The organism is Methanosarcina sp. 1.H.T.1A.1, assembly GCF_000979295.1.
Classification (GTDB): Archaea; Halobacteriota; Methanosarcinia; order Methanosarcinales; family Methanosarcinaceae; genus Methanosarcina.
Map to the genome: position 1 here is coordinate 1 of NZ_JJQY01000029.1, position 21507 is coordinate 21507.

Below are 21507 nucleotides of genomic sequence, written 5' to 3' on the forward strand. Positions count from 1 at the left end.
CCACCGAGATCTACACCTCTCTATTCGTCGGCAGCGTCAGATGTGTATAAGAGACAGGTATGGTAGTCCCTCAAAAAAGTCCCGGAGGAATGCACAGCTACAGCAAAATTATATGACTCTGAAAGCTCTCGATGTTTCTCTTCTTCATCTCTCCGTATTCCAAGTGCTGCTGCAAGCAAGCCCATTATTGCCGACTTCGAAGGATGATCATATGAGGGTCTATTGACTCCCACTGCAATATCACCCCAGGAAGCCATAGGCCCATAAAGCTGGAAAAGAAGGTAGTTTCTCATATTGTTCCCCTTCCACACAGCTTCAATTTTCTACAAAGCTGAGGATATCTTTAATGGACCCTTCACCAGTGTATGTGTTCATCTCAACCTTATCTTCACAGCATTCTCCATAGACGTTTTCGATCTTCTCCCTTGTAGTCCCGAGTTCTTCAATGGATTTTCTTAAAAGATCCTTATCTTCCATGGATTTCAAGAATGCAACTGATAGTGAACGGGGCTGTTGACTTCCTTTTTCTGCTAGTACGTACGAAGCATAGGCTCTTGAAGCAAAGCTGTTCTGCTTGCCTGTAGGGGAAACTTTCAAGGCTGATTCTGTAAGTGCTTTTAACGCTTTTTGGGTGAGGGCTGCATCCCCATTCAGGTTCTTCTGCAGGAGATCACGGTTTACACACACATAAATGTAAAAAAGCCCGGCTGCAAATTCCGTTTCTCCAAGGTGACCGGAACCCATATCCTCTTCTCCATTGTTAAGGTCATCAACAGCCGTAAAGAAATCATCTTCTACTGAAACTTTGTGGACAGTTATTGCGTGAGCAACCTGAACTGCAGCCTCCATATTATACTGGGTATTTGCTGCAAGCATTCTTCCAAACATCGCGATGTCAACTGCCGCGTGATCTTTCCTCAAAATGTTCAGATCATCCTTTGTCAATTCTCTGCCATTTTGGGATATGTCCGCGATCAGATTTTCAATAATTGTTGTCTCTTCAGGACTGAAATGAGCAAGCTGCTCGATCTCAAATCCTTCTTTTTTCATTTTACCAAAAACTCCTGCAATCTGTTTTGTGACCTCTCCAGCTTTCTTTTCATCCATTTTTGGATATATTGCAGGAGCTTGAGAGCCATTGTTAAGGATGTCAGTCAATTTTGATCCTGTAATCAGAGCTTTATAAATAAAATTCCCCATTTCTTTTGTTCTAACTCCCATGTGATCTGATAGAGCTTCCCGGAAGAGTTCCGAAGTTCTCCAGGCTCTCTTTAAGCTCTGAGATGAAATTCTCAATCTCTGGGTTCCGCCCATTACGGCTGTTTTTGGTCTTCCAAGGTCGTCCCTGTTAAGATTCGAAGGGGGATACGAGGTGAGAATATGTAGCTGTACAAAGTTTGTCATCATTTATTCCTCCATTTATTGTTTAAGAACCCATCATTAATTTTCAGTAGGTGACTTGGTGTAATAATCAGAAGCCCATCGTTTCTTTGTAAATTCATTCCACCAGTAGATGCTGTATGCAAGATCGAAGATATTTGCAGTGCCATCAAGAAGCCGAACAGTACGTATCATTGATGTAAAAAGTTCTCTTCTGTCTTCAATAATAAGCAATCTCCTGAATCTCAAACCACTTACCCGCGCATTTGAACTTCCCGAGGAAGGGGTAGCCATTTGCACTGCAAAATCTGAACCGGTATCATTATTTTTCACATGCGAAAGTACACCGGCTACTGCTGCCAGAGACTCCGGATTTACATAAAACTCACCCAGCAGATCTTTTCTGAGCCGGTGGAAAGAAGGAGTAAAAACAACTTCATTTACGTCATGACAGTGCCTCAATGCTGCTCGATCCCCTCTGCTCATATCCAGCCCACTCCACCATTCATACAATACCTGGCGAGCTTTTGGATCTGAAGAAAATAGTAAATTTCTCTTACCTTCCATATTATTATCACTCCAACCTCACTTCATCGTTTTAGTAGATTTTTCTATAGGCAAACCCAGAATCGTTTTCAGTTTTTGTCCTTTTGGAGAGTTGTACTTCCCGAGATCTCGACGAGCAAGTGAAATACGTTTGGGATCTGCGGTGCCTATAAAATCTAACTGAGAATACTCATCAAATAATTTGAAAGATGTTTTTGTCAGAGATTTCAACCAGTTGAGCTTTAACTCGGCAGTGTTTTCTCCTTTATCCAGAAGACCATGCAATTCATGCAGAGTTTTATAAAATTCGGGTTCAGTATCTTTCCAGAATCTGCTATCTATGAATGAAAGATCACCTTTCACATTACCGGAATATCTAAAAAGAGCCTCTTTTATGCAGCTTCTGGTGTTTCCTGCAATAATTTCTGCCGACTTAATTAACTGAGAAATTACATTTTCGTATTCTGCTCTGATATCTTCATTCACTATTATCAGCGGCATCTGGCTTTCATACCAGCAGCGAGCTTTCATGTTATCAAAATCGTAACCAAAAGCCCAGATTGAGGGACTGTGATTGAAGACTTCGCTTAATAAATTGAAATTATACTGTCTATCACGAAACTTGTCAACAATAAATGCCGGCTGTTTATTTCCGTCTCCATCATTTTGAATAAGGCCGAGCCAGTGGCGATAACTGATTCCCCCTGGATTTAGGTGGACTGGTAGAATACCCCTCTTATCCTCTGTATGTGGGGTTAAGACATGTCGCCATCCTCCCTCATAGTTAATTCCATAATTTTTAGAAATGTAGTCCGCTACCAGATAATGAGATTCTCCTCCACAGATCTCGCAGATTCCACTTTCAAGTGTATCGAAATTTATTCTTATCCTGCGAGGCATTCCCCAGAACATCTGTTTAGGATTGACATCTGAGGAAGTTACTTTTTGGTTTTTCTCACTTGTACGTGCAGGTCCAAGCCATGGGAATATGTCCACTAAATTACTCTTCTCTGTATCCCCCAAATTTTTGAAAGATTCTTCTTCCAAAATGTTCAACCAGATAGTTTCCCACAGATTATTTCCCTTTACGATAGTTGTCAGAGGGCCGCCTCCCCGAAGAGAGGTTCTGTTTCCCTGACCTCCGGCAGGAGCATTTGTCTGAAGTGTGAAAAGAGCAGTAGCGCAGCAAGGAAAACACATTTTTTTAACAGAATCTCTTTTAAGGAAATGATCTGCGTTCTTTTTAATCGTGTTTTCACCTGGCATTTCTACCAGCAAATTATCTACCTGGTTATCTGCGCCTTCAGAAAGGTCATAATCCTGCATGAACCGCGCATTATCTCCATCAAATTCAAAAGCATGAGCCACTTTTTCAAAGGTGTTTTTCATATCTTCCGGAGATGGAGGATTTTTAAGCACATTTTTCCAGGCCCTATCATTCGCTGGTGACATAGTTGTTTGTACCAGCCCTATGAGAAACTGTATCAATGCACCATTGAAGTCTGGTCGGGGTGCATCAAGTTCGCTTATCGGATTTCCTGATCCGAGACCTTCTGTAATTTGCCAGGGGGCAATCGTTACTTTAGTTTCGTCCTTTCTTTGAACAGGTATCCATTTTTCATAAATAAGATTAAACGCCGTGAATCCCTCCGTCATTCTTTCTGAATGCTTAAACCTGTTTTTTGATTATAGATCAGTGTAATGTGATTCCCCTTTTCATCTGTGGCATAACCCATCCATTCACCATTTACCTCTGATAACGGAACAAAAATAGACCACTTTCCTTTGTCAGGCATAGAGTCAATTACTTTCTCGACATTCAGTTCTGGTATATTGCAATAATTGACTGTCTTGAATTTATTCTTGCTTATTCTGACTTGACTCAACTCCCACGAATATCGCCCGTTTTCAAAAAAAGGAGTTAGAGATTTTCCATCCCATTTTGCGAGTCGAAGAGTTACTGTTTCTCTCCCAAGGCGTGTTGGGGTTATGACCTCGTCAACCCACTGCGTAGGGGATTTTTGGTATCCGGCTTCAAAGTTAAGAGAATTTAAATTAGCCAGTGATTTGCTGGCCATTGAATTCCCTTTTGATTCTTCAGCTGAAGATTTCAAGTTCTCTGGAATATTCTCAGAGGCTTTTTCACTGAAAACTCCTTCAATTAATAATCTTAAATCATCTGGGACAGTAATTGTTCCTTTTTCTGCTAGTAAGCTAGCTGTAAGCCACAGTTCCCCATGATTTGGATACACAAAAGCAGCTCTTGAAAACACATCTGAGTACCAGTTTTTCGAAGGATTTTCAGTCAATTCGGGAGCAAGAATTCCGAGTATCGGCACTCTATTTATACCGTGTTCCGGATGCCTTTGAAGCCTACCTGCCCTTTGGATAATCAGATCAATAGGAGCAAGGTCACTTATTAGATAATCAAAATCAAGATCTAATGACTGCTCAACTACCTGCGTTGAGATCAGAACTCTACCACTGCGTATTTCTTCAGTGGAGTTTTTCCCAAAGTAACTCATTACACGATTTTCGATTTTTAAACGATTTCCCATAACAAAACGGGCATGAAAAAGATCAACCTGTTCTTCACCCAGGATCGCCACAAGCCTTTGATAAGTTTCAATGGCATCATCAACAGTGTTTCGTACCCAGCAAACACAGCTTCCTTTTCTAGAGAGATCAACAATTTTATTTTCTACTGCCTCTAGCTCATTGAAAAATTCAATTCCGATTGTTCTATCTGTTCCTTCACGTATGTTTACAGGAGTTTCCATAGCATCGGTTTTGCTTGCAAAAGTTAGAAGAGGATAATCTGTATTCTTGAGTTCTTTACATCCTACCCCCAATCCTCTGCAAAAACTATTGGCTAGCTCCTGCCGCTGTCTCATGGGAAGGGTTGCTGAAAGAAGAATGGCACTTCCACCAAGAGAAGAATGCATTTCCAACAAATTACATAAAAGAGCGTGCATGTAAGGGTCGTAAGCATGGACTTCATCCACTACCAGAACATTTCGGGTCAAACCCAAAATACGCAATGACTGGTGATATGCAGGAAGAACTGCCATTATTGCCTGGTCTACAGTCCCGGCACCTACGTCTGCTAACAAGGCTTTTTTCCTATTGTCAGCTATCCACTGACTGCATTGAGCAGAGATTGTTTCATCTTTTATTGATTTATTATTGCAGTATGATTCGCTATCCTCTCCCGTGTTAGAAAATCCAATGGAATTGCGGAATTTATCCGAAAGATAACTGCTACTGTGAGCCAGAACCAGGGAAGGCGAAGAATTTGGGAGAAAGAATTTCCTGTATACTCCTGTAAGCCTTTCATACATAGCATTGGATGTCGCCATTGTAGGTAATGCTATAAATACACCATTTCCAAGCCCCCTTGACATCATCCGATGAGCCAGAGTTAAAGCTGCTTCTGTCTTTCCGCTTCCAGTTGTTTCTTCAATAATGAAAAGTTGAGGGTTTTGCTCAATATCGCACGTTGAAACATATGATTGAAGCGGACTCGGAGTTTGAATATTTGTGAATAAAGATTCAATTCCAGTTTCTAATGAAACACATGAAGGAAGTAGCCAGGAATCGTAAAGTGCCTGCTCTGCTTTTATTAAGGCGTGTTCCCAGTATTTATGGAGAGATATCGGCTCTGAAATATAATTAAAGTGATAGCTGTTTGATCCAATCCAGTCACTTAATACTGTTAGGCCCGCTAGCAACCATGAAGATTTCTTAAACCCGGAGATCAAATTATCAAAGGGATCTCCTTCTTCGTCAGAATATACAGTAAAATCGAAATCTGAACTTAAAAATAATTCAGAAACGGTCTCCACAAAAAAATATCCAACTTCAGTATCTTCTTCTGTAAAAAGTTCCCTGGGATTTACGGGAACACCATGAATACTATATTCAGGAGGTTTACCGTGGTGGCCTGTGACTGCTTTAATCCATGGGTAAATTACAAGTGCCCAATCAGAAACATCATATTCGATCTTATCTAAACGAAGATTATTTTTGTCCCATACTTTATTCCATATTCTGTCCCATAGATGAAATCCCATACTGTCGTGACGAAGGGTATAATTTTTGTCACTATCGTGACCACGAAGGGTTCTCAATAACTCGGGCTTGAGATTCTGGAATCTCTCCGAAAATTTACCAAGATCGTGTATCGCCAGGAAAAAAGAAACCAAGGAAAGAACACTTTTTTTGTTGAGCCCCGTTATCCGAATAAACTTTTCAGTGAGTAAAGTATCTTTTTCTAAGAGTACTTTTCCAGCCGCTGCAACATCCAGACAGTGATATACAAGTAAGTGATAATTATGCTCATCTTCTTCAATAGAGCCTGATTTTCCCCAATTATAAAATATTGAATTATTGCATGAGTTGTCCATATTATCATCAGAATTATTTCAAATTAAAATTAAACTAGTAAACCCTAAACGTTCATTATTAACATCATATATATACGTTTTTAATTTTAATTATATTAATGAATGAATAGTATTAACTAACCTATACCTCACATAGTAAAACATATAACCGAACCAAACAATACAATCATTTAATGCCAAAACTCACACTCATCTCCACAATCTACGCTCTTGAACCTGTAATTATCTGTGTGACCCGGCTTTCCCCTTCGAAGATTATACTGTTATCAGAGGAAGGAGCCGGTGATAAGAAGTTGCAATCCGAGGAAATGATTGAGAAGACCTTTAAAAATGCGCTCGAAGTTGAGAAGAAATATACTGCAGTTTACGATACTGTGCGGGTCGCAAAAGATGTTGCCGAACTGATTGAAAAAGAACACGATAGAGGCAACCAGGTCATTGTCAATGTTTCTGGAGGCCGGAAGCCGCAGGCTTTTGGGGCTCTTTTCGGGGCATATGCAAGAAATGATATGGTACAGAGAATCGTTTACGTGACCGAGGAAGACAGTTTAATGATTGACTTTCCGGTGCTGAGCTTCAACCTCTCGGAAACAAAGAAACTGATACTTGAAGAGATCCAGAAAGGGGTTTCTGCAGTCTCTCAGATTGCGGTAACTGCCGGAATTTCTAAAGGGATGACTTACAACCACCTCAGGGAACTCAAATCTATGGGGTATATTGCAGACGGGGATAATGGGTACATAATAACCGATGCAGGAAAAATTGCCTCGATTTAACCGCCTGGATAAAATACAAGAATTAAATCAAAAAGCCTGGAAGTTTAAGAAAACAAAGCATTTTCCATCTACTCCTTCCCCTCAATTCTCAAATATTCACATTTTATCTCCAAAAATAAAAATAAAGAATCTCTGACACATTACATTCTCGGGGGAAGCATAGAAAGAGAAGAGAGAGGGTAAACTTTCTCATTAAAACTTAGGTAGTGTTAAACTGTTCTTATTACTGAGCAAATAGAAAAAAATACTTGTGAAGACATTCAATTAATTGGCAGACAGACAAAGATTGCACAAATGGATCCGCCTGCAGACCAGACTGCCGGCAAAATATATGGGAACAAGAAAACTAAGAAATATGGGGGAGAAAGGAGTTCAAAGATGCAGTATGGGGGTACTGTATCAGAAAAACTCCCTACTCCCTTAAAATTTCTTAGCCTTCAATCTGCTCTTCTCTCAGTCTGCCCTTCTCTCAGTCTACTCTTCTCTCAGTCTGCTCTTTCTGCTCTGTTCTGTATCGCCTGTTCATTAACAAAATATTCAATCGCAATTTTCCTGTTTTCATTTTTGATTTTTCCACAGCCTAACTTTCCACAACTCATTTTTCCGCAGCTTATTTTTCCATAGCCTTAGCCCGGAGGTCTTCAGGGAATTTTTCGATTGCGTACCTGAGGGAGGTCCTGGGCATTTCTTTTTTGTTTTTCATGACATAATCGAAGACTTCCTGCAGGTGGGGTTTGCTGGCTTCTTTCAGCATCCAGCCGTAGCCTTTCCGGACGAGGTCATCTTTATCTGTGAGGAGAAGGTCTGAGATTTCGAAGATCTCCGGCAGGAAAAGGCCTTTTCTTGCAGGCAGGACAAGCGTTACTGCGGACGCACGCCTGAGCCAGCGGTTGTCCGATTGGGTCCAGAGCTTGAGGTTTTCAATATAAGGTGGGAATTTTTCGATAAAAGAGCCAACCGCGTGGTTGCAGAGGGTGTCGCATTTCGCCCAGTTGTTAACGTAGTTTTCGACCCAGTGCTCAAAAATAGAGAAGTCGGCTTCGGTGTATTCGGCTCTTACCAGGTATGCCCATTCGAAGGCGATATAGGCTTCCTCGCAGTAGTCCGACTGCAGGAGTTCTTCACACAGGAAAAATATATTTTTTTTGTCCGCCTGCCCTGCATTTTTCAATTCCTTAAAATAGTCCTTTGCGATTTTTCCGACAACGGAAGACTTAACCCCATAGCACTTCACTTCCTCTTTAAAAAAGCGGGAACAACTATTTTTTGTATTTTCGTCAACGCTTCCGGCTAAGTCCTTCCTGACCCTGGATACGACATCGGTTTGCACAGTTTTGTATTAAATCAAAGGTTTACTTATATCTTGTTTTTCAGGCACGAGAAATGGTCAGATATGAGAAAGATACGCTGATCCGGATAAAAGGTACGCTGATCCGGATAAAAGGTACACTGATCCGGATGAGATCTGTTGAAAAGAGATCTGTTGAAAAGAGATCTGTTGAAATAAGATCTGGAAAAAAATCCGGAAAGAAAAATGGAAGGCGTTAAAAACATTTTTCATGAGGAAAGCTCAATTTTCCATCATGCCTCAAGTGAAGATTCGCCCTCAGGAACTTTCCGATGCCGAGCGTTTTTTTGAAATTCTCACACACACGGACTTTGAGTTTATAGAAATCCCGATCGAAACCCTTGAGGATGAAAAGCGATTCCTGAATCTGAACGAGGTAAAACGGAAAACCAATTTTGAACACAACTATTCAATTCTTTTTGACGGAAAACTTGTAGGAATCTGCGGGATCAGGATAGACCAGCACAGGCCGTGGACGGGGGAAATCGGTTATCTTGTGGATAACGCTTACCAGGGGAAGGGTGTTGCAACCGAAGCTGTAAAGCAGCTTGAGAAAATTGGTTTTGGCGAACTGAAATTACAGAGGATTGTTATCCTGATGGATATTCGAAACCTCGCAAGTGAGCAGGTTGCCCGGAAGTGCGGATACGAAAAAGAAGGGGTCGCAAAAAAGATCCACAGGATAAGGAAAGAGTATTATGACTGCTTCGTATATGCCAAAACCAGGTGAGCAGCAGGTGAGCAGCAGGTGAGAAGCAGGTGAGAAGCAGGTGAGAAGCAGGTAAGCAGCGGGCAAGTAACAGGGCAGCAACAGGTGAGCAGTAAAAATAGAGTTCGGAACGACCAGTGGGAAAAAAATAAAAAAGGAGGAAACAAGGCCTGAATTCGGAGGGTCTGTAAAAACTCAGACCAGCCCCACAGTTTCTATAAGGCTGACTCCGTACCAGACTACCATAAGGTTGTTTATCGTTACCAGGATACCTACGGATTCTATTATGTGTTTTGTGAGAGCCCAGCGTCCCTTTGACGTTTTTATTATCGGTGCTACGTAAAAGAGCAAAACGACAAATGCAATTTTGATAAGCAGGAGATGATAAATTCCGTACTTTTCCAGGATCATTGCAGGAACAGGGTTATATTCTGCGCCGAACGGCAGCGCGTAAAAGGTAGAGGCCCAGTCTCCGATCACATAGAAAAGGATGATAAACCGGATATCGTACAGAAAAGACCTGAACGAACTCCGAATATAGTTAACTTTCAACAAAAACCCCCCTCAAGTACTTCTCTGTTTTTCGGTTAAAGCGACTTTAGATTATAAGATTATATAAACGTAAGAAACTAAGATAGAGGTTTACAAATTTTAGGAAGGGGGACGTAACTGGTTTTAAGAATATTTAATGAGTTTACAGGCTACCGAATATGGAACGAAAGTCTAAACAAACTTAAATAAGCAAATAAACAGGCAAATATTTATTTAACAGGATTTATTAGAACTGAAACGAAAAAAGAAAAAATAAAGGCTCCTGATATTGTTTGTAAATAAATTTTATATGTTGTTTCTAACCGATACCCAACGTTTCCAATATATGACGTGGATGAATTTTTCTAGCCAGGTTTGTCGGTAAGTTAAGGAATATGTTGCAAGTATGGAAAAGGTATAAAAAGGAGAATTTCGACTAAAAGGAAAACTCCGACGAAAAGATAATTCCAGTAAAAAGTGATCCCGCAAAATCCAGAAGTGAGCACCCTGCTGGAAATAACGGTTAAAGTACGAGCTGAAAGTGGCTAAAGTACGGGCTGAAAGTGGCTAAAGTACGAGCTGAAAATCTGATTTCAAACTAAAAGATGATACTAATGGCTGAACAATTGGCTGAACAATTACAAAACCCGGGGATGGAGAACTTTCCCTCCCTGCTGGAAATGAAAAATGTTACGGTGGTCAGAGGCGGGAAAAAGATCCTTGACTCTGTATCCCTTTCCATCAAGCCCGGAGAACACGTTGCAATTATCGGGCCCAATGGCTCCGGCAAGTCCTCCCTTATAAAGACATTAACAAAAGAGTACCACCCACTGGCAGGAGCCGACGGGCTCGTACTGAAAATCATGGGTAAGGAGACCTGGAATGTTTTTGAGCTAAGGAATCTACTCGGGATAGTCTCCGGGGAACTCCAGCAGACTTGCTGCCGCCAGATCCGGGTCCTTGATGTGGTACTCTCCGGGTTTTTCAGCAGCATAGGCATATATTACAACCACAAAGTGACCCCTGAAATGGAAGCCAGCGCAGAGGAAGTTCTGGAGTTCCTTGAGATTTCCCACCTCGCAGACAGGTCGATGTGCGAACTTTCCACAGGAGAAGCAAGAAAAGTTCTGATAGGGAGGGCTCTTGTGCACGACCCGCAGGCTCTCTTCCTGGACGAGCCTGCAAACAGCCTTGACTTAAAAGCCCTTCACAGTTTCCGCGAAAGTGTCCGGAAAATTGCGCATTCAGGCAAAAGTGTGATTCTTGTCACTCACAACCTGCAGGATGTCATTCCCGAAATCAGCCGTGTAGTCCTCATAAAGGAAGGGAAAGTCTTCAGGGATGGGAAAAAGGAGGAAGTCCTGACAGATGCAAACCTCTCTGAACTTTTTTCCCTCTCCGTAAAAGTCCTGGAAAAGGAAGGTTACTACCAGACCTGGAGCTGAAGAAAAGCATATTCCGGTTCCAGCCCTGAAAATCCACCCTTTCCAGAGCTTACCGGGACAGAGGAAAGGGATTCAAAATTTAAAAACCCACGTTTTCCACTAAGAGTTATTAGCTCTCCCGATAAGGATATTCTTTAATAGTCCCGGATAAAGTCTATATCATGACAGTGATGGGCATAATAGGCTGCAGGATCTTCGAGGATGAAATTGTTCATGTGCTTTCAAATGACCTTGAAGTGGAAAGAATTTACCTCGTAAAAAACGAAGAAAACATCGGCCTCCTGAACAAACTTGAAGCTCAGGGGCTTGAGCCAGTGGTCCTGCCTGTTTACGAGATCAGGGCTTGCCTGGAGCAAAGTGAGGAATTCAGCGTCATTGTTCAGCTTCAGGAGATCGGGCTCCATATGAACCCTTCAAGGCTCAGAAGTAAAACATATACAAACCTGAGCCTGATGTCCGGGTTTGCAGACGGGATCCTCCTTTTTTACGGGCTCTGCGGGCATGCGTTTTCCCGGATGCAGACAGATTTTGCGCATACCGGATGCTCTCTACAGCTGCTGCAGGACAGAAGCACAGGCGAACCGGCCAGACCCCTTGAAGACTGCATTGCAGCAGCCCTTGGAGGCAGTTCTCGCTACCGGGAAATTCTGAAAAGCCACAGTGATACATTGTTCTTAACTCCCATGTGGGCCTTAAACTGGAAAAACGCTTTCGGGGTGGATGATGAATTGCTTTCGGGTTTTGAATTCACCCCTGAAAACCTGAGAGAACTCGGGTATAGAAAAGTTGCAAAGGTCGACACAGGGATTTCCTATGAACCCGATTTTGAGAAAAAAATAGAAGAATTTGCGCTTAACTTCGGTTTCGAAGTCATAGAATTTGAAGGTAGCACTGAAACAGCGCAACAATCGTACAGTCTAATGCAAAATATGCTGCTCAGGCCCCACTTAAAGCCTGAAAATATTTTGTTCAAAAAGAGCTTAAAGAGTTTTAGTACCTGAGGATTGACTCAAAAACTATTAACTTTTTTGAAATTTGAAATTATCTGGAAGGCATTACGTCAAGTTATTGAAATATACCAGATGTTTAATTAGTGCATTTTAGTAACGCTCAGGCATATAAGGATGCACTGAAAATAATAACTGGATATTTTTAAAAGTAAAAATATAGCTTTGTAGAAAACCTGATTAGTAGAAAACCTGATTTGTAGAAACCCTGATTATATGATTTTTTTTAAGAATATAATTTTTAAGAACATTATTCTGGATATTACATGAAATCCCTCAGGGGCCGCCCTGCCAGCTTTCAAAATGAGAATACAATGAGTTGCACATGCCAGAGGAATTAAACATGCCAGTAATGACCATAATAGGGTGCAGGATGTTCGAAGACGAGATAATGCACCTTCTTGAAAACGACCCTGAGATTGGAAAAGTGCTCGTAGTGGAAAACGAAGACTGCAGCGGTATCACGAGAAAGATGGCCGAAGCAGGAATTGCACACACTGCTCTCCCCCTTGAAGAAATTCCCGAAAAATCGGCAGGTGAAGATAGAGGTTTAACCCTGATTGTATACATGCTTGAGCTTGCCCTGCACGCAATCCCTGAAAATCTTAAAAAAACCGTTTATTCGAAAGTAGAACTTATGGCTCCCCGCTCGGATGGAGTCCTGCTCTTTTACGGGCTTTGCGGAAACGTGCTCGGAAACATTGAAGAAGACTTCAAAGCCCTGGACTGCAAGGTCTGCATCCTCAAAGAAGAAAACGGAGAAATCGTGGATGACTGCATCGGGGCTGTACTCGGAGGCAGGGGACAGTACCTCAAAGCCCTGAAAAACTGCAGAGGAGTAGGGACCTTTTTCATGACCCCCATGTGGGCTGTGAACTGGAGGGAAATGATCCGGACTGCAGGCCTGAGCCAGAACCCGGATGATATTAAGATGTCAAAGTTTGTCTTTGACTATGCGGGTTACAAAAAAGTTGCAAGATTAAATACAGGCCTTGCCTATGAAAAAGACTTTGATGCCTGTGTAAAGGAATTCTCTACCCTCTTTGAGTTTGAGGTTACAGACCTCGAAGGGACTCTGCAGCTTGTAGATAATTGTTACGCAAGAACAAAAGCTTCAGTGCTCGATGCCTGCCCTCACACCCATGCCTAAAAAGGGGTCTGAAAAGCTTATTTTCCGGCCTCATACAAGTCCTTGAATTATTCATTATTAAATTATTTATTTATTTATTTATTTATTTATTTATTTATTTATTTATTTATTTTTTCGTTCTCTCTTTTATTCAGTATTTCTTTCGTTCTCTCTTTTATTCAGTATTTCTTTCGTTCGGCCTTTCTTTTGAGCAAAAACCAATAGCCGGTCGAAATCCTTAGAAAAGAGTTTTAGATCGGCTCTGGAACTTATATTGAGTTTACAGTTTTCGGTCTTACACTTATCACCTTATGTTCTCCGTCTTACCATCCGAACCAGTTTCCTTTATCAATTTATAAGTATTAATATTCAAAGGCAAAAAAAGGACACGAAATCTTAACTGCAAAAGACCTGAGGGGGAATTCAGGAATTGGGAAACCATTTCATTATAATTGCCGGAGAAGAGGCAGGTCCTGCATCAAACAAAATGGGCGGGATCTGGAACGTCATTAATGAAGAGGCACATAGCCTTGCGGCTCTCTTTGACTCCGGAAAACTCAAGGCAAAAGAAGACACGGAAATCCTTGTTGCAGGGCCATATTTCGGGCACAGGGGCGCGGACTGGAACCGGGGCTTGAGCAGGATTACGGATATGAACGGGCTTGATCCTCTCAGCTCTGACGGAGAGCTAGAGAAAAATCTGAAAGCCCTTGAAAACGAAGGCATTAAAGTTTTCACAGGAGAAGAAATGGTAGGGAAAACCCGGATAGGTTACCTGCAATTTCAGACCTCTGATTTTGGAAAAATCCGCTCAGCATATATGGGAAAAGAGATGACTCTCGAAAGCAGGGTAAAAACCGAAGCCTATGAACTCCTTGGACTTGACTCCCTGAGATATGAAAGCATGCCAAATGGCGCGGAATATACCCATTACCTTTCTCTTTCACATTCGATTTCCGAGCTTATCCGGCTCCTTGTAAGTTCGGCTCCCAAAACTGCCGACACCTGGGCAGAAGAGGCAGACTCGGGTAAAAATTTAATTCCCTGTCCCGGAGTTTCCCTGCACTGCCATGAGTTCGGGGTATTTTATGCGCCTGCGAGACTTAAGAAACTGGGAGTCCCGATAAATACTGTCGCAACCCTGCATGCTACCCTTCCTGGCAGGGCTGCCGGATATAACTCCATTCAAAAAAGAAGAAATAATGACAGTACATGGCCTCCCGGTGTGCCTGAAAACCTTTCCTCCCTCGAAGCCCTTGCCCTGTACGCAGACACGGTTACGGCAGTAGGGGAATCTACGCGTCAGGAAGCCAGACTTTTTTACGGGATTAACGGGATTGTCATCAGAAACGGGATAACCATAGCGTCCGAAAAAATAGACTGGAACCGGAAAGAACGCTGCCTCGGACAGATCCAGAATTTCCTTTCCGAAAACCTGTACAGATATCACGGAGGGGAAAAGATCGAACCCGAAAAGATCATTCCCATTTTCACAATCTCCCGCATAGAGGTCGAAAACAAAGGATACCCTGACCTTCTAGATTCCCTTGTGGCTCTCGAGCATGTAATAAGGAACAGCATCCTGGAAGGGCATATGGAAGAGGGAATAAAGGTAATCTGCTTCCTTGTAGCTGCAGAAGGCCCAAAAAATAACCTCCCGGAAGGGTTTCCGGTAAACCTGCCAAAAGATGTACTTGTAGGAAACGAGCTGAAGCTTCAGCAGATGATAGAGGAGAGAGGGCTGGATTTCCCGAAGATGGTAAGGGGAAAGCGTTCAGTTGCAGCGGTTCTCTACCCCCAGATTATCTCAACAGAGGACGGAGGGCTGGGAATGGGAGTGAGGGACTTTATGGCAGGCTGCTGTGCCGGAGTTTTTCCCTCCCGCTACGACCCGTTCCTGCTCACGGGGCTTGAAGCCGGAAGAGAGGGGACCCCAAGCGTGGTAAGCCGGGTCTGCGGTTTCAGTGATGCCATAAAAACTATTGAGTCCCTGGTAGAAGGTCTTGGTGGAGTAATAGTGGTAGACAACATAGACCTTTCTTACTATGAGACAGTCCTTGACTACGCCCTGGCAGTCAGTTACTTTACCAGAAATTTCGTAGACGACCGGGTGAAATACAAACTTCTCTGCAGGGAAGCTTTTCTCCTTGCAAAGGATATGGACTGGGAAAACCCTACAGAACAGTATTATGAACTGATAAGCGGGGCACGCTTCTGTATGCAGGAAAATGAAGTCTCCGGGAAAGAGAAAAAATGAAATCCGGAACGAGTTGAGGTTTTCCGAAAATGTCAGAAATCAGAAAGCATTATTTTCTCCCCGAATACTGCATAATTGCTGAAGAGAGGGCTAAAAGACCTTCGGATTTTGCAGGGGCAGCCGGAGGTTCCGAAAAAAGCGCTCCTGAAAGCTGCGTGTTCTGCGGGGGAAATGAAGAAAAAACGCCTCCTGCAACTGCGGTATATAAGAATGGGGAGGTCTTTGCCGATACAGGGGAAAATAGAGTACGCGACTGGGATTTTCGCTGTTTTCCAAACCTCTATCCTGCACTTTCTCCTGTACCTTCTCCTGCACCTTCTCCTGCACTTTCCCCTGCGCCTTCTCCTGCGCCACCGTCCCCCCGATTTCACGGAAAAGATCTTGAAGTTTTCCCGGGGTCCGGTTTCCATGAGGTGATAGTAGAGTCCCCTGTGCACGGGAAAAACCTGAAGGACTTCTCCGACACTGAAATATCCGGGCTTATGAGGGTCTATAAGGACAGGGTTTGTCATTACGCAGCCCATGAAAAAATCCTTTATGTCTCCCTGTTCAAAAACTCTGGAAAAGCCGCAGGCGCTTCCCAGGACCACCCACACAGCCAGCTCATCGCCCTGCCGGTTTGCCCTCCGGTTCTGGAAAAGGAACTGGAGGTTATTAGAGAAGGAGAAAAGTGCCCTTACTGCGTTCTCCTTGAAACAGAAAAAGCCTCATCACGCCTTATCCATGAAAATAACAAGTTTGTGGCTTTTGCCCCTTACTATTCAATAGGGCCCTTTGAAGTCTGGATCCTTCCAAAAGAGCATATAAGTTTTCTTGGGGATTTTAGTCCGGAGCTTCTTTTTGCCCTCGGTGAGATTTTGAGAACTGTCCTCAGGAGTTATGCAAAAGTACTCGGAAACATGCCCTATAACCATATGTTCTACCAGCTTTTTGAAACTCCGGAGTACCACCTGAACCTCAGGCTGCTGCCCCGGATCTCCACTACTGCAGGGTTCGAACTGAATACCGGAATTTATATCAATACTGTTTCTCCGGAAAAGGCAGCCTCATACCTGAGGGGGGCTAAATGAGTTGTCTCAGGATAAATCAGGGAGAGAAAAACAAACAACTGAAGTGAAAGTTTCCAGTGAAAAACAGGTGGAATAAACCGGAGATATGTTTATGTACAATTAAAAAGGAATAAAGTTAGGGAAGTATAGAGATGCATCCGTAATGCGAAAATTGTCCTGTAGACCAGGCATATTTAGATAATTCCTGTTCAGAACAGGTACGTGAAGGGTTTAAGGGGAATACGTACAGAGAAATTACAGCAGGAAAAGAGTAACCTGAGTTTATCAATCTGGAAAAATATATATTAACCCGATAAGCTGAAGGGTTTGAACAGCACAGGCTGGGGGAAGCCTGGAACTTTTAGTAACCGTGATGTCCTTCACTTTGACAAAAAGGAATGAGTGAGTCTATGAAAAAGATTCGAATAGGAATGTTTAGTTGGGAAAGTTTGTATTCGATACGTGTAGGAGGGATTTCTCCCCATGTATCCGAACTCTCTGAGGCTCTTGCAGCTAAGGGTCATGAGGTTCATCTTTTTACCCGAGGCCTTGAAAACAATGATGAAATAATCAGGGGAGTCCACTACCACAGAATTGCATGTGACCGGACTGGGGGAATAGTGGAGCAGATGAACAGGATGTGCGACGCTATGTATTGCCGGTTTCTGGACGTGCGTGAAGAGGCAGGAGAGTTTGATATTCTCCACGGGCACGACTGGCATCCTGTAAACGTCCTCTGCCGGATTAAAGCCCAGTTTGGACTGCCTTTCGTCCTGACCTTCCACAGTACGGAATGGGGGCGCAACGGAAACCTTCACGGGGACTGGTGGGAAGCAAAAGAGATTTCGCACAGGGAATGGCTTGGAGGGTATGAAGCTTCCGACATAATTACGACATCTACTGTTTTGAAAGAAGAAGTCAGGCACTTATACAAAATTCCCGATTATAAGCTCTGGGAGATCCCCAATGGAATAAATGTGGGAAAAATAAAAAGGGAAGTTGATCCTGGAAAAATAAAGAGAAACTACGGAATCCACCCATGCCTTCCTGTAGTGCTCTTCACCGGAAGGATGTCCTACCAGAAAGGACCTGATCTGCTCGTCGAAGCTGCAGCAAAAGTCCTGAGGAAGAGGGATGCCCAGTTTGTACTCATAGGAGAAGGGGATATGCGGGCTCAATGTGAAAACCAGGCTCAGCGGCTTGGCATAGGGGACTCCTGCAATTTCCTTGGGTACGCCTCGGATAACACTGTCATAGACTGGTTCAACGCCTGTGACCTTGTCTGTGTCCCAAGCCGGAACGAACCCTTCGGGATAGTTGTGCTTGAGGCATGGGATGCAAAAAAGCCTGTGGTTGCAAGCGATGCAGTCGCTCTTGTTGAAAACTTCAGAACAGGAATCATTGCTCATAAAGAGCCCTCTTCAATTGCCTGGGGCCTCAACTATGTACTTGAGGGGCTGGGCCGCAACAGGATGGGAGAGAAGGGGTACGAACTCCTGAAAAATAGATACAACTGGGAAACGATAGCTGAAAAAACCCTTGAAGTATATGAAAAAGTAATCGAAAAAACCTGAATGTTTAAAAATATGAGTACTTAAAAAATATGAGTACTTAAAAAACCCGAATGCTTAAAAACATGAGTACTTAAAAAAATTTGAAGAGGAAGAGATTATAGTACCCTCTTCAAATTCAAGGAAGGATTTTCCAACCAGCAAAATATACAATAATTTTATCACACATTTATGAAGTTGAATGTGCCTCTTAAGTATATATTTCAGACCTGGCTAAATTTTTAAATATTCAGCAAATATGTGAAACTTACTTTTTTCCATACAAATTGAAGAGGAAGATGTTAACTGTCTTCCCCATCGTCCTCATCAAATTCTTTATAACTGTCACTTCCTACCATTGCTGCCGAGATTGAGTCAATCCCATCAAGCCATTCTGCAACAATGCCGTATGGAAGCTCAGCCATAACCTCTTCAGGCAGGCTTTGTCCTTTGAGCACGATTGCACCGCACTGTGCAGTGTAATCAAGAGCAAGTTCAAGGTTATCCGAGGCTTCAGCATCGACAGCTTCTTTTATAAGTTCTTCGAGATTTGATTCATCCTCATAGTCACCCATAAAATAGCATTCAAAGGCGACAAGTGCCCCCATAAGAGAGGTCTGTACCGAATCGACCATAAGGTCGATATCTTCAGAAATTGGCTCGACCTCGGAAAGCACGATATCCCTGATCTCCTCAAGAATCTTTAAAGCTTTCTCTTTAGAGAGCAGATCTTTTTCAAAGCGAACGGTTACTTTCAGGCAAGCAAGGATCACATCATCAACCATATTGACGAATACAGCGCTTTCCTTCCCGGCTTCTTCTTCGGTCTCTTTTATTTGAAAACCGCTTTCCCTTGCCCGTCCGAGCCAGTTTTCCCAGCGCTTTTGGGTATAAAATTCATAGGGGGGGACCTGGTTCATATCATGTTCAGGCACTTATAACACCGCTTATATACATTTTTTATTAATTAATAATCGATCTTACTATTACTAAAAGGTGTTTGTTTATGTTCACCAGGCAAGTTTCACTTTTTTTAGAGAGTTGCCAGCTTCACACTTTGAGTCAAGGCTTTCAAGGACATCTACAATTTTGCATTTGTCCCCTTTTAAAAGCCCTTCCGGGTGACAGAGCTCATACACACCGCACTCCCTCTTGCCACATTTGGTGGGCTCATACATAATTTTTGCCCCTTCAACAGCTTTTCTCGATTCCATAGTTGTCAGGATAGGAGCCCTGCTGACGTCCACAGCAAGTACCCCGCTGTCATGCAGGAAACATTCATGTATGTCTTTACTTTTTATTCTCTCGACCCTATACCTGCGTCCGGGTTCAAGGTTAAGGCAGGTGTTCTTCAGCCGGCATTTCTTGCATTCTGGCATTTCACCTTTGAATATGAATTCCAGCCCTTCCCTTGCCAGCCGTGATCCGATGAGTGTTATTTTGGTATCGCTTTCTGTCATAATAGTTCTTCCATTTAAATTTATTCTGGCATTTATTGAATTATCGGGATTCCTGGAGCTTATCCCGAAATATTTTGAATTGAAAATTGAGATTAGACCTGAAGTAAAGAATTTAAGCCAGATCATAAATAAATTAAATTAATTAAGACTCGCGTGAGCCGTTAATTATTATAAAATCTGAACCCCAGCTTAAAAGGTTCTGATATATCATTGTTTATTTTTATGATATTTCAAACAGTTGCTGAGATTCTGCTTTGGCCTGAGTTAAAACAACTTTTCAACTTATGACCTTTGTGATTTTTGCAACTTTCTCGGCTGCCGAAGGAGTAAGACCGTTTCCGAGAATTGTGTAGCGGTCCGGGCGGATACTGTGTGCATGTAACAGGGCTTCGACTATATATTTATCTTCTATGCCCAGTTCTTCTGCAGTCGTAGGAGCCCCGATCTTTTTTAAGGCATCCCTGATCTCCTGCCAGTTTCCTCCGTGCAGGTACATCATCAGGATTGTACCAACCCCGCACTGTTCTCCGTGTAATGCAGGCCTTGGGGCAATCCTGTCAAGGGCGTGGCTAAACATATGTTCCGATCCCGAAGCCGGCCTTGAAGAACCTGCAATGCTCATTGCAACTCCATTCGAGACAAGGGCTTTTACCACAAGCCTGGCAGACTTCTCATGCTCTGGTTTAATCGAATCGGCAGATTCTATTACCACCCGTGCAGCCATGCGAGAGAGAGCTGCAGCGTATTCCCCGAAGTACTCGTTTCGGAGTCTGCTTGCAAGCTCCCAGTCCATCACTGCCGTATAATTGGAAATGATGTCTCCACAGCCAGCTGCAAGAAATCGGAAAGGAGCCGCCGAGATAATTTCTGTGTCCGCAACTACGGCCATAGGAGCCTGAGCCTGTACGGAAGAGCTTTTTCCATTGTCAATTATCGAGGCTCTGGAAGATGCAATGCCGTCATGAGAAGCTGCCGTCGGCACACTGATAAAAGGAAGTTCAAGCCGTGTGGAAGCAAGTTTTGCAAGGTCAATAGACCTGCCGCTTCCTACTCCAAGAAGAAAAGTCGCCTCTGTCTCGAGGGCTTTTTGCATTATTATCTCGACTTCCTCCATGGTTGCCCTACAGGTAAGAACCGTTTCTGCGCTGCACCCTGCGTTTTCCAGGAGGTCGCTCACTCTTTTACCCGCAACGTCCAGGGTAGTGTTCCCGGTCACTATCAGCGCATTTCCTTTCAGTTTCAGGTCCCTGCAGACATCTCCAATTTCCTCAAGTACACCATGCCCAATCAGCACGTCCCTTGGAAGCTGCATCCATTTTGCGCTGTTTTTATTGATGGTCAATTTCATACCCGCATGATTTTTTAGTTGTGATAAAGATTATAGTGTATACTTTATTTCGTAAAAACGGCAGGTGTAAGCCAGCCGGTATTGAAGATTACTTATTGAAGATTACTTATTGAAGACTACTTGAAGATTACTTATTGAAGACTACTTGAAGATTACTTATTGAAGACTACTTGAAGACTACTTATTGAAGATTAACATCTCAACTATCACTGCAGATATCTCTAATCATCCGGGTATTTAACACCAGCAGATAACTATACAGGTATCTGATATTGACAGATGATAATAACTGCAGAAAACATCGACAACTTATCAAATATAAACAACTTATCGAATATAATATACCTGGTTTATATACCTGGTTTAATAGGAGAACTTAATTAATTAACTTAATTAATTAACTTAATTCATTAACTTAATTCATTACCTTAATTCTCAGATGATATTAAGAACGCAATGCTTCTGATCAGTCCATTCCGCACCCTTTTTACCTTATTTAACTTTTCGTCCGGGCTTATGTCAGGAATTTAGGTACCTGACTATGATAAAACATGGATATTTCGCCA

General features: G+C 42.7%; 18 protein-coding genes. 8 read left to right on the forward strand and 10 right to left on the reverse strand.

Annotated elements, in window-relative coordinates; translation table 11 throughout:
• Positions 1-20: 20 nt before the first annotated feature.
• The 5 genes from cas5e to EO95_RS03380 are packed head-to-tail and all read right to left on the reverse strand — an operon-like array spanning position 21 to position 6332.
• Positions 21-293, reverse strand: a complete 273-nt coding sequence (gene cas5e / locus EO95_RS03360; RefSeq protein ID WP_048132155.1) for a type I-E CRISPR-associated protein Cas5/CasD — start codon at positions 291-293, stop codon at positions 21-23.
• Positions 294-315: 22 nt separating this feature from the next.
• Complete coding sequence (gene cas7e / locus EO95_RS03365; protein WP_235282842.1) at positions 316-1407, reverse strand: type I-E CRISPR-associated protein Cas7/Cse4/CasC; 1092 nt, start codon at positions 1405-1407, stop codon at positions 316-318.
• A 33-nt stretch (positions 1408-1440) separates the two neighbouring features.
• Entirely contained in the window at positions 1441-1947 is a 507-nt protein-coding gene (casB, locus tag EO95_RS03370; RefSeq protein ID WP_048132156.1) for a type I-E CRISPR-associated protein Cse2/CasB, read from the reverse strand.
• An 18-nt stretch (positions 1948-1965) separates the two neighbouring features.
• Positions 1966-3582 (reverse strand): type I-E CRISPR-associated protein Cse1/CasA, encoded by a 1617-nt coding sequence (casA, locus tag EO95_RS03375; RefSeq protein ID WP_048132158.1) that lies wholly within the window; start codon positions 3580-3582, stop codon positions 1966-1968.
• On the reverse strand, positions 3579-6332 hold the full coding sequence (locus EO95_RS03380; RefSeq protein ID WP_048132160.1) for a CRISPR-associated helicase/endonuclease Cas3: 2754 nt from the start codon (positions 6330-6332) through the stop codon (positions 3579-3581). Before EO95_RS03380 ends, casA begins: the two co-directional genes overlap by 4 nt.
• Positions 6333-6505: 173 nt before the next feature.
• Between EO95_RS03380 and csa3 the strand changes: the two genes are divergently transcribed.
• Positions 6506-7108 (forward strand): CRISPR-associated CARF protein Csa3, encoded by a 603-nt coding sequence (gene csa3 / locus EO95_RS03385; RefSeq protein WP_048132162.1) that lies wholly within the window; start codon positions 6506-6508, stop codon positions 7106-7108.
• A 610-nt stretch (positions 7109-7718) separates the two neighbouring features.
• On the opposite strand, the gene EO95_RS03395 is transcribed toward csa3, so the two are convergent.
• Complete coding sequence (locus EO95_RS03395) at positions 7719-8438, reverse strand: DNA alkylation repair protein (RefSeq protein ID WP_048132166.1); 720 nt, start codon at positions 8436-8438, stop codon at positions 7719-7721.
• A 253-nt stretch (positions 8439-8691) separates the two neighbouring features.
• Here EO95_RS03395 and EO95_RS03400 point away from each other — a divergent pair, with 253 nt between their 5' ends.
• Positions 8692-9186 carry a GNAT family N-acetyltransferase gene (locus tag EO95_RS03400; protein ID WP_048132233.1) on the forward strand — a complete coding sequence of 165 codons (495 nt, stop codon included), beginning with the start codon at positions 8692-8694 and terminating at the stop codon, positions 9184-9186.
• Positions 9187-9360: 174 nt separating this feature from the next.
• Here the strand turns inward: EO95_RS03400 and EO95_RS03405 are convergent, their stop codons facing one another.
• Positions 9361-9717 (reverse strand): hypothetical protein, encoded by a 357-nt coding sequence (locus tag EO95_RS03405; protein ID WP_048132168.1) that lies wholly within the window; start codon positions 9715-9717, stop codon positions 9361-9363.
• Positions 9718-10310: 593 nt separating this feature from the next.
• On the opposite strand from EO95_RS03405, the gene EO95_RS03410 reads away from it, so the two are divergent.
• The 6 genes from EO95_RS03410 (at position 10311) to EO95_RS03435 (ending at position 18157) form a co-directional block, all read left to right on the forward strand.
• Positions 10311-11141, forward strand: coding sequence for an ABC transporter ATP-binding protein (locus EO95_RS03410; RefSeq protein ID WP_048132171.1), 831 nt, complete (start codon positions 10311-10313; stop codon positions 11139-11141).
• A gap of 161 nt (positions 11142-11302) precedes the next feature.
• Positions 11303-12142: a DUF1638 domain-containing protein gene (locus EO95_RS03415; protein ID WP_048132173.1), complete on the forward strand. Its 840-nt coding sequence runs from the start codon at positions 11303-11305 to the stop codon at positions 12140-12142.
• Between the two features lie 349 nt (positions 12143-12491).
• Positions 12492-13298 carry a DUF1638 domain-containing protein gene (locus tag EO95_RS03420; protein ID WP_048132175.1) on the forward strand — a complete coding sequence of 269 codons (807 nt, stop codon included), beginning with the start codon at positions 12492-12494 and terminating at the stop codon, positions 13296-13298.
• Between the two features lie 409 nt (positions 13299-13707).
• Positions 13708-15534: a glycosyltransferase family 4 protein gene (locus EO95_RS03425; protein WP_082105913.1), complete on the forward strand. Its 1827-nt coding sequence runs from the start codon at positions 13708-13710 to the stop codon at positions 15532-15534.
• A 29-nt stretch (positions 15535-15563) separates the two neighbouring features.
• The gene (locus EO95_RS03430; RefSeq protein ID WP_048132177.1) at positions 15564-16604 is read left to right on the forward strand and encodes a DUF4921 family protein; all 1041 of its coding nucleotides are present in this window, start codon (positions 15564-15566) and stop codon (positions 16602-16604) included.
• A 389-nt stretch (positions 16605-16993) separates the two neighbouring features.
• Positions 16994-18157, forward strand: a complete 1164-nt coding sequence (locus EO95_RS03435) for a glycosyltransferase family 4 protein (RefSeq protein ID WP_048132179.1) — start codon at positions 16994-16996, stop codon at positions 18155-18157.
• A 278-nt stretch (positions 18158-18435) separates the two neighbouring features.
• Here the strand turns inward: EO95_RS03435 and EO95_RS03440 are convergent, their stop codons facing one another.
• The 3 genes from EO95_RS03440 to EO95_RS03450 all read right to left on the reverse strand — a co-directional run bounded on the left by EO95_RS03440 (position 18436) and on the right by EO95_RS03450 (position 20941).
• Positions 18436-19068, reverse strand: coding sequence for a DUF2150 family protein (locus EO95_RS03440; protein WP_048132181.1), 633 nt, complete (start codon positions 19066-19068; stop codon positions 18436-18438).
• Positions 19069-19143: 75 nt separating this feature from the next.
• Positions 19144-19593 carry a UPF0179 family protein gene (locus EO95_RS03445; protein ID WP_048132237.1) on the reverse strand — a complete coding sequence of 150 codons (450 nt, stop codon included), beginning with the start codon at positions 19591-19593 and terminating at the stop codon, positions 19144-19146.
• A gap of 277 nt (positions 19594-19870) precedes the next feature.
• Entirely contained in the window at positions 19871-20941 is a 1071-nt protein-coding gene (locus EO95_RS03450; protein WP_048132183.1) for an NAD(P)-dependent glycerol-1-phosphate dehydrogenase, read from the reverse strand.
• Positions 20942-21507 lie beyond the last annotated feature (566 nt).

Excerpts from the sequence above, each read along its gene's own strand:
- EO95_RS03380 (WP_048132160.1), bottom strand. The coding sequence starts at position 6,332 with ATGGACAACTCATGCAATAATTCAATATTTTATAATTGGGGAAAATCA.
- casA (WP_048132158.1), bottom strand. The coding sequence starts at position 3,582 with ATGACGGAGGGATTCACGGCGTTTAATCTTATTTATGAAAAATGGATA.
- casB (WP_048132156.1), bottom strand. The coding sequence starts at position 1,947 with ATGGAAGGTAAGAGAAATTTACTATTTTCTTCAGATCCAAAAGCTCGC.
- EO95_RS03445 (WP_048132237.1), bottom strand. The coding sequence starts at position 19,593 with ATGACAGAAAGCGATACCAAAATAACACTCATCGGATCACGGCTGGCA.
- EO95_RS03415 (WP_048132173.1), top strand. The coding sequence starts at position 11,303 with ATGACAGTGATGGGCATAATAGGCTGCAGGATCTTCGAGGATGAAATT.
- EO95_RS03450 (WP_048132183.1), bottom strand. The coding sequence starts at position 20,941 with ATGAAATTGACCATCAATAAAAACAGCGCAAAATGGATGCAGCTTCCA.
- EO95_RS03420 (WP_048132175.1), top strand. The coding sequence starts at position 12,492 with ATGCCAGTAATGACCATAATAGGGTGCAGGATGTTCGAAGACGAGATA.
- EO95_RS03435 (WP_048132179.1), top strand. The coding sequence starts at position 16,994 with ATGAAAAAGATTCGAATAGGAATGTTTAGTTGGGAAAGTTTGTATTCG.
- cas5e (WP_048132155.1), bottom strand. The coding sequence starts at position 293 with ATGAGAAACTACCTTCTTTTCCAGCTTTATGGGCCTATGGCTTCCTGG.
- EO95_RS03400 (WP_048132233.1), top strand. The coding sequence starts at position 8,692 with ATGCCTCAAGTGAAGATTCGCCCTCAGGAACTTTCCGATGCCGAGCGT.
- csa3 (WP_048132162.1), top strand. The coding sequence starts at position 6,506 with ATGCCAAAACTCACACTCATCTCCACAATCTACGCTCTTGAACCTGTA.
- EO95_RS03410 (WP_048132171.1), top strand. The coding sequence starts at position 10,311 with ATGGCTGAACAATTGGCTGAACAATTACAAAACCCGGGGATGGAGAAC.
- cas7e (WP_235282842.1), bottom strand. The coding sequence starts at position 1,407 with ATGATGACAAACTTTGTACAGCTACATATTCTCACCTCGTATCCCCCT.
- EO95_RS03430 (WP_048132177.1), top strand. The coding sequence starts at position 15,564 with ATGTCAGAAATCAGAAAGCATTATTTTCTCCCCGAATACTGCATAATT.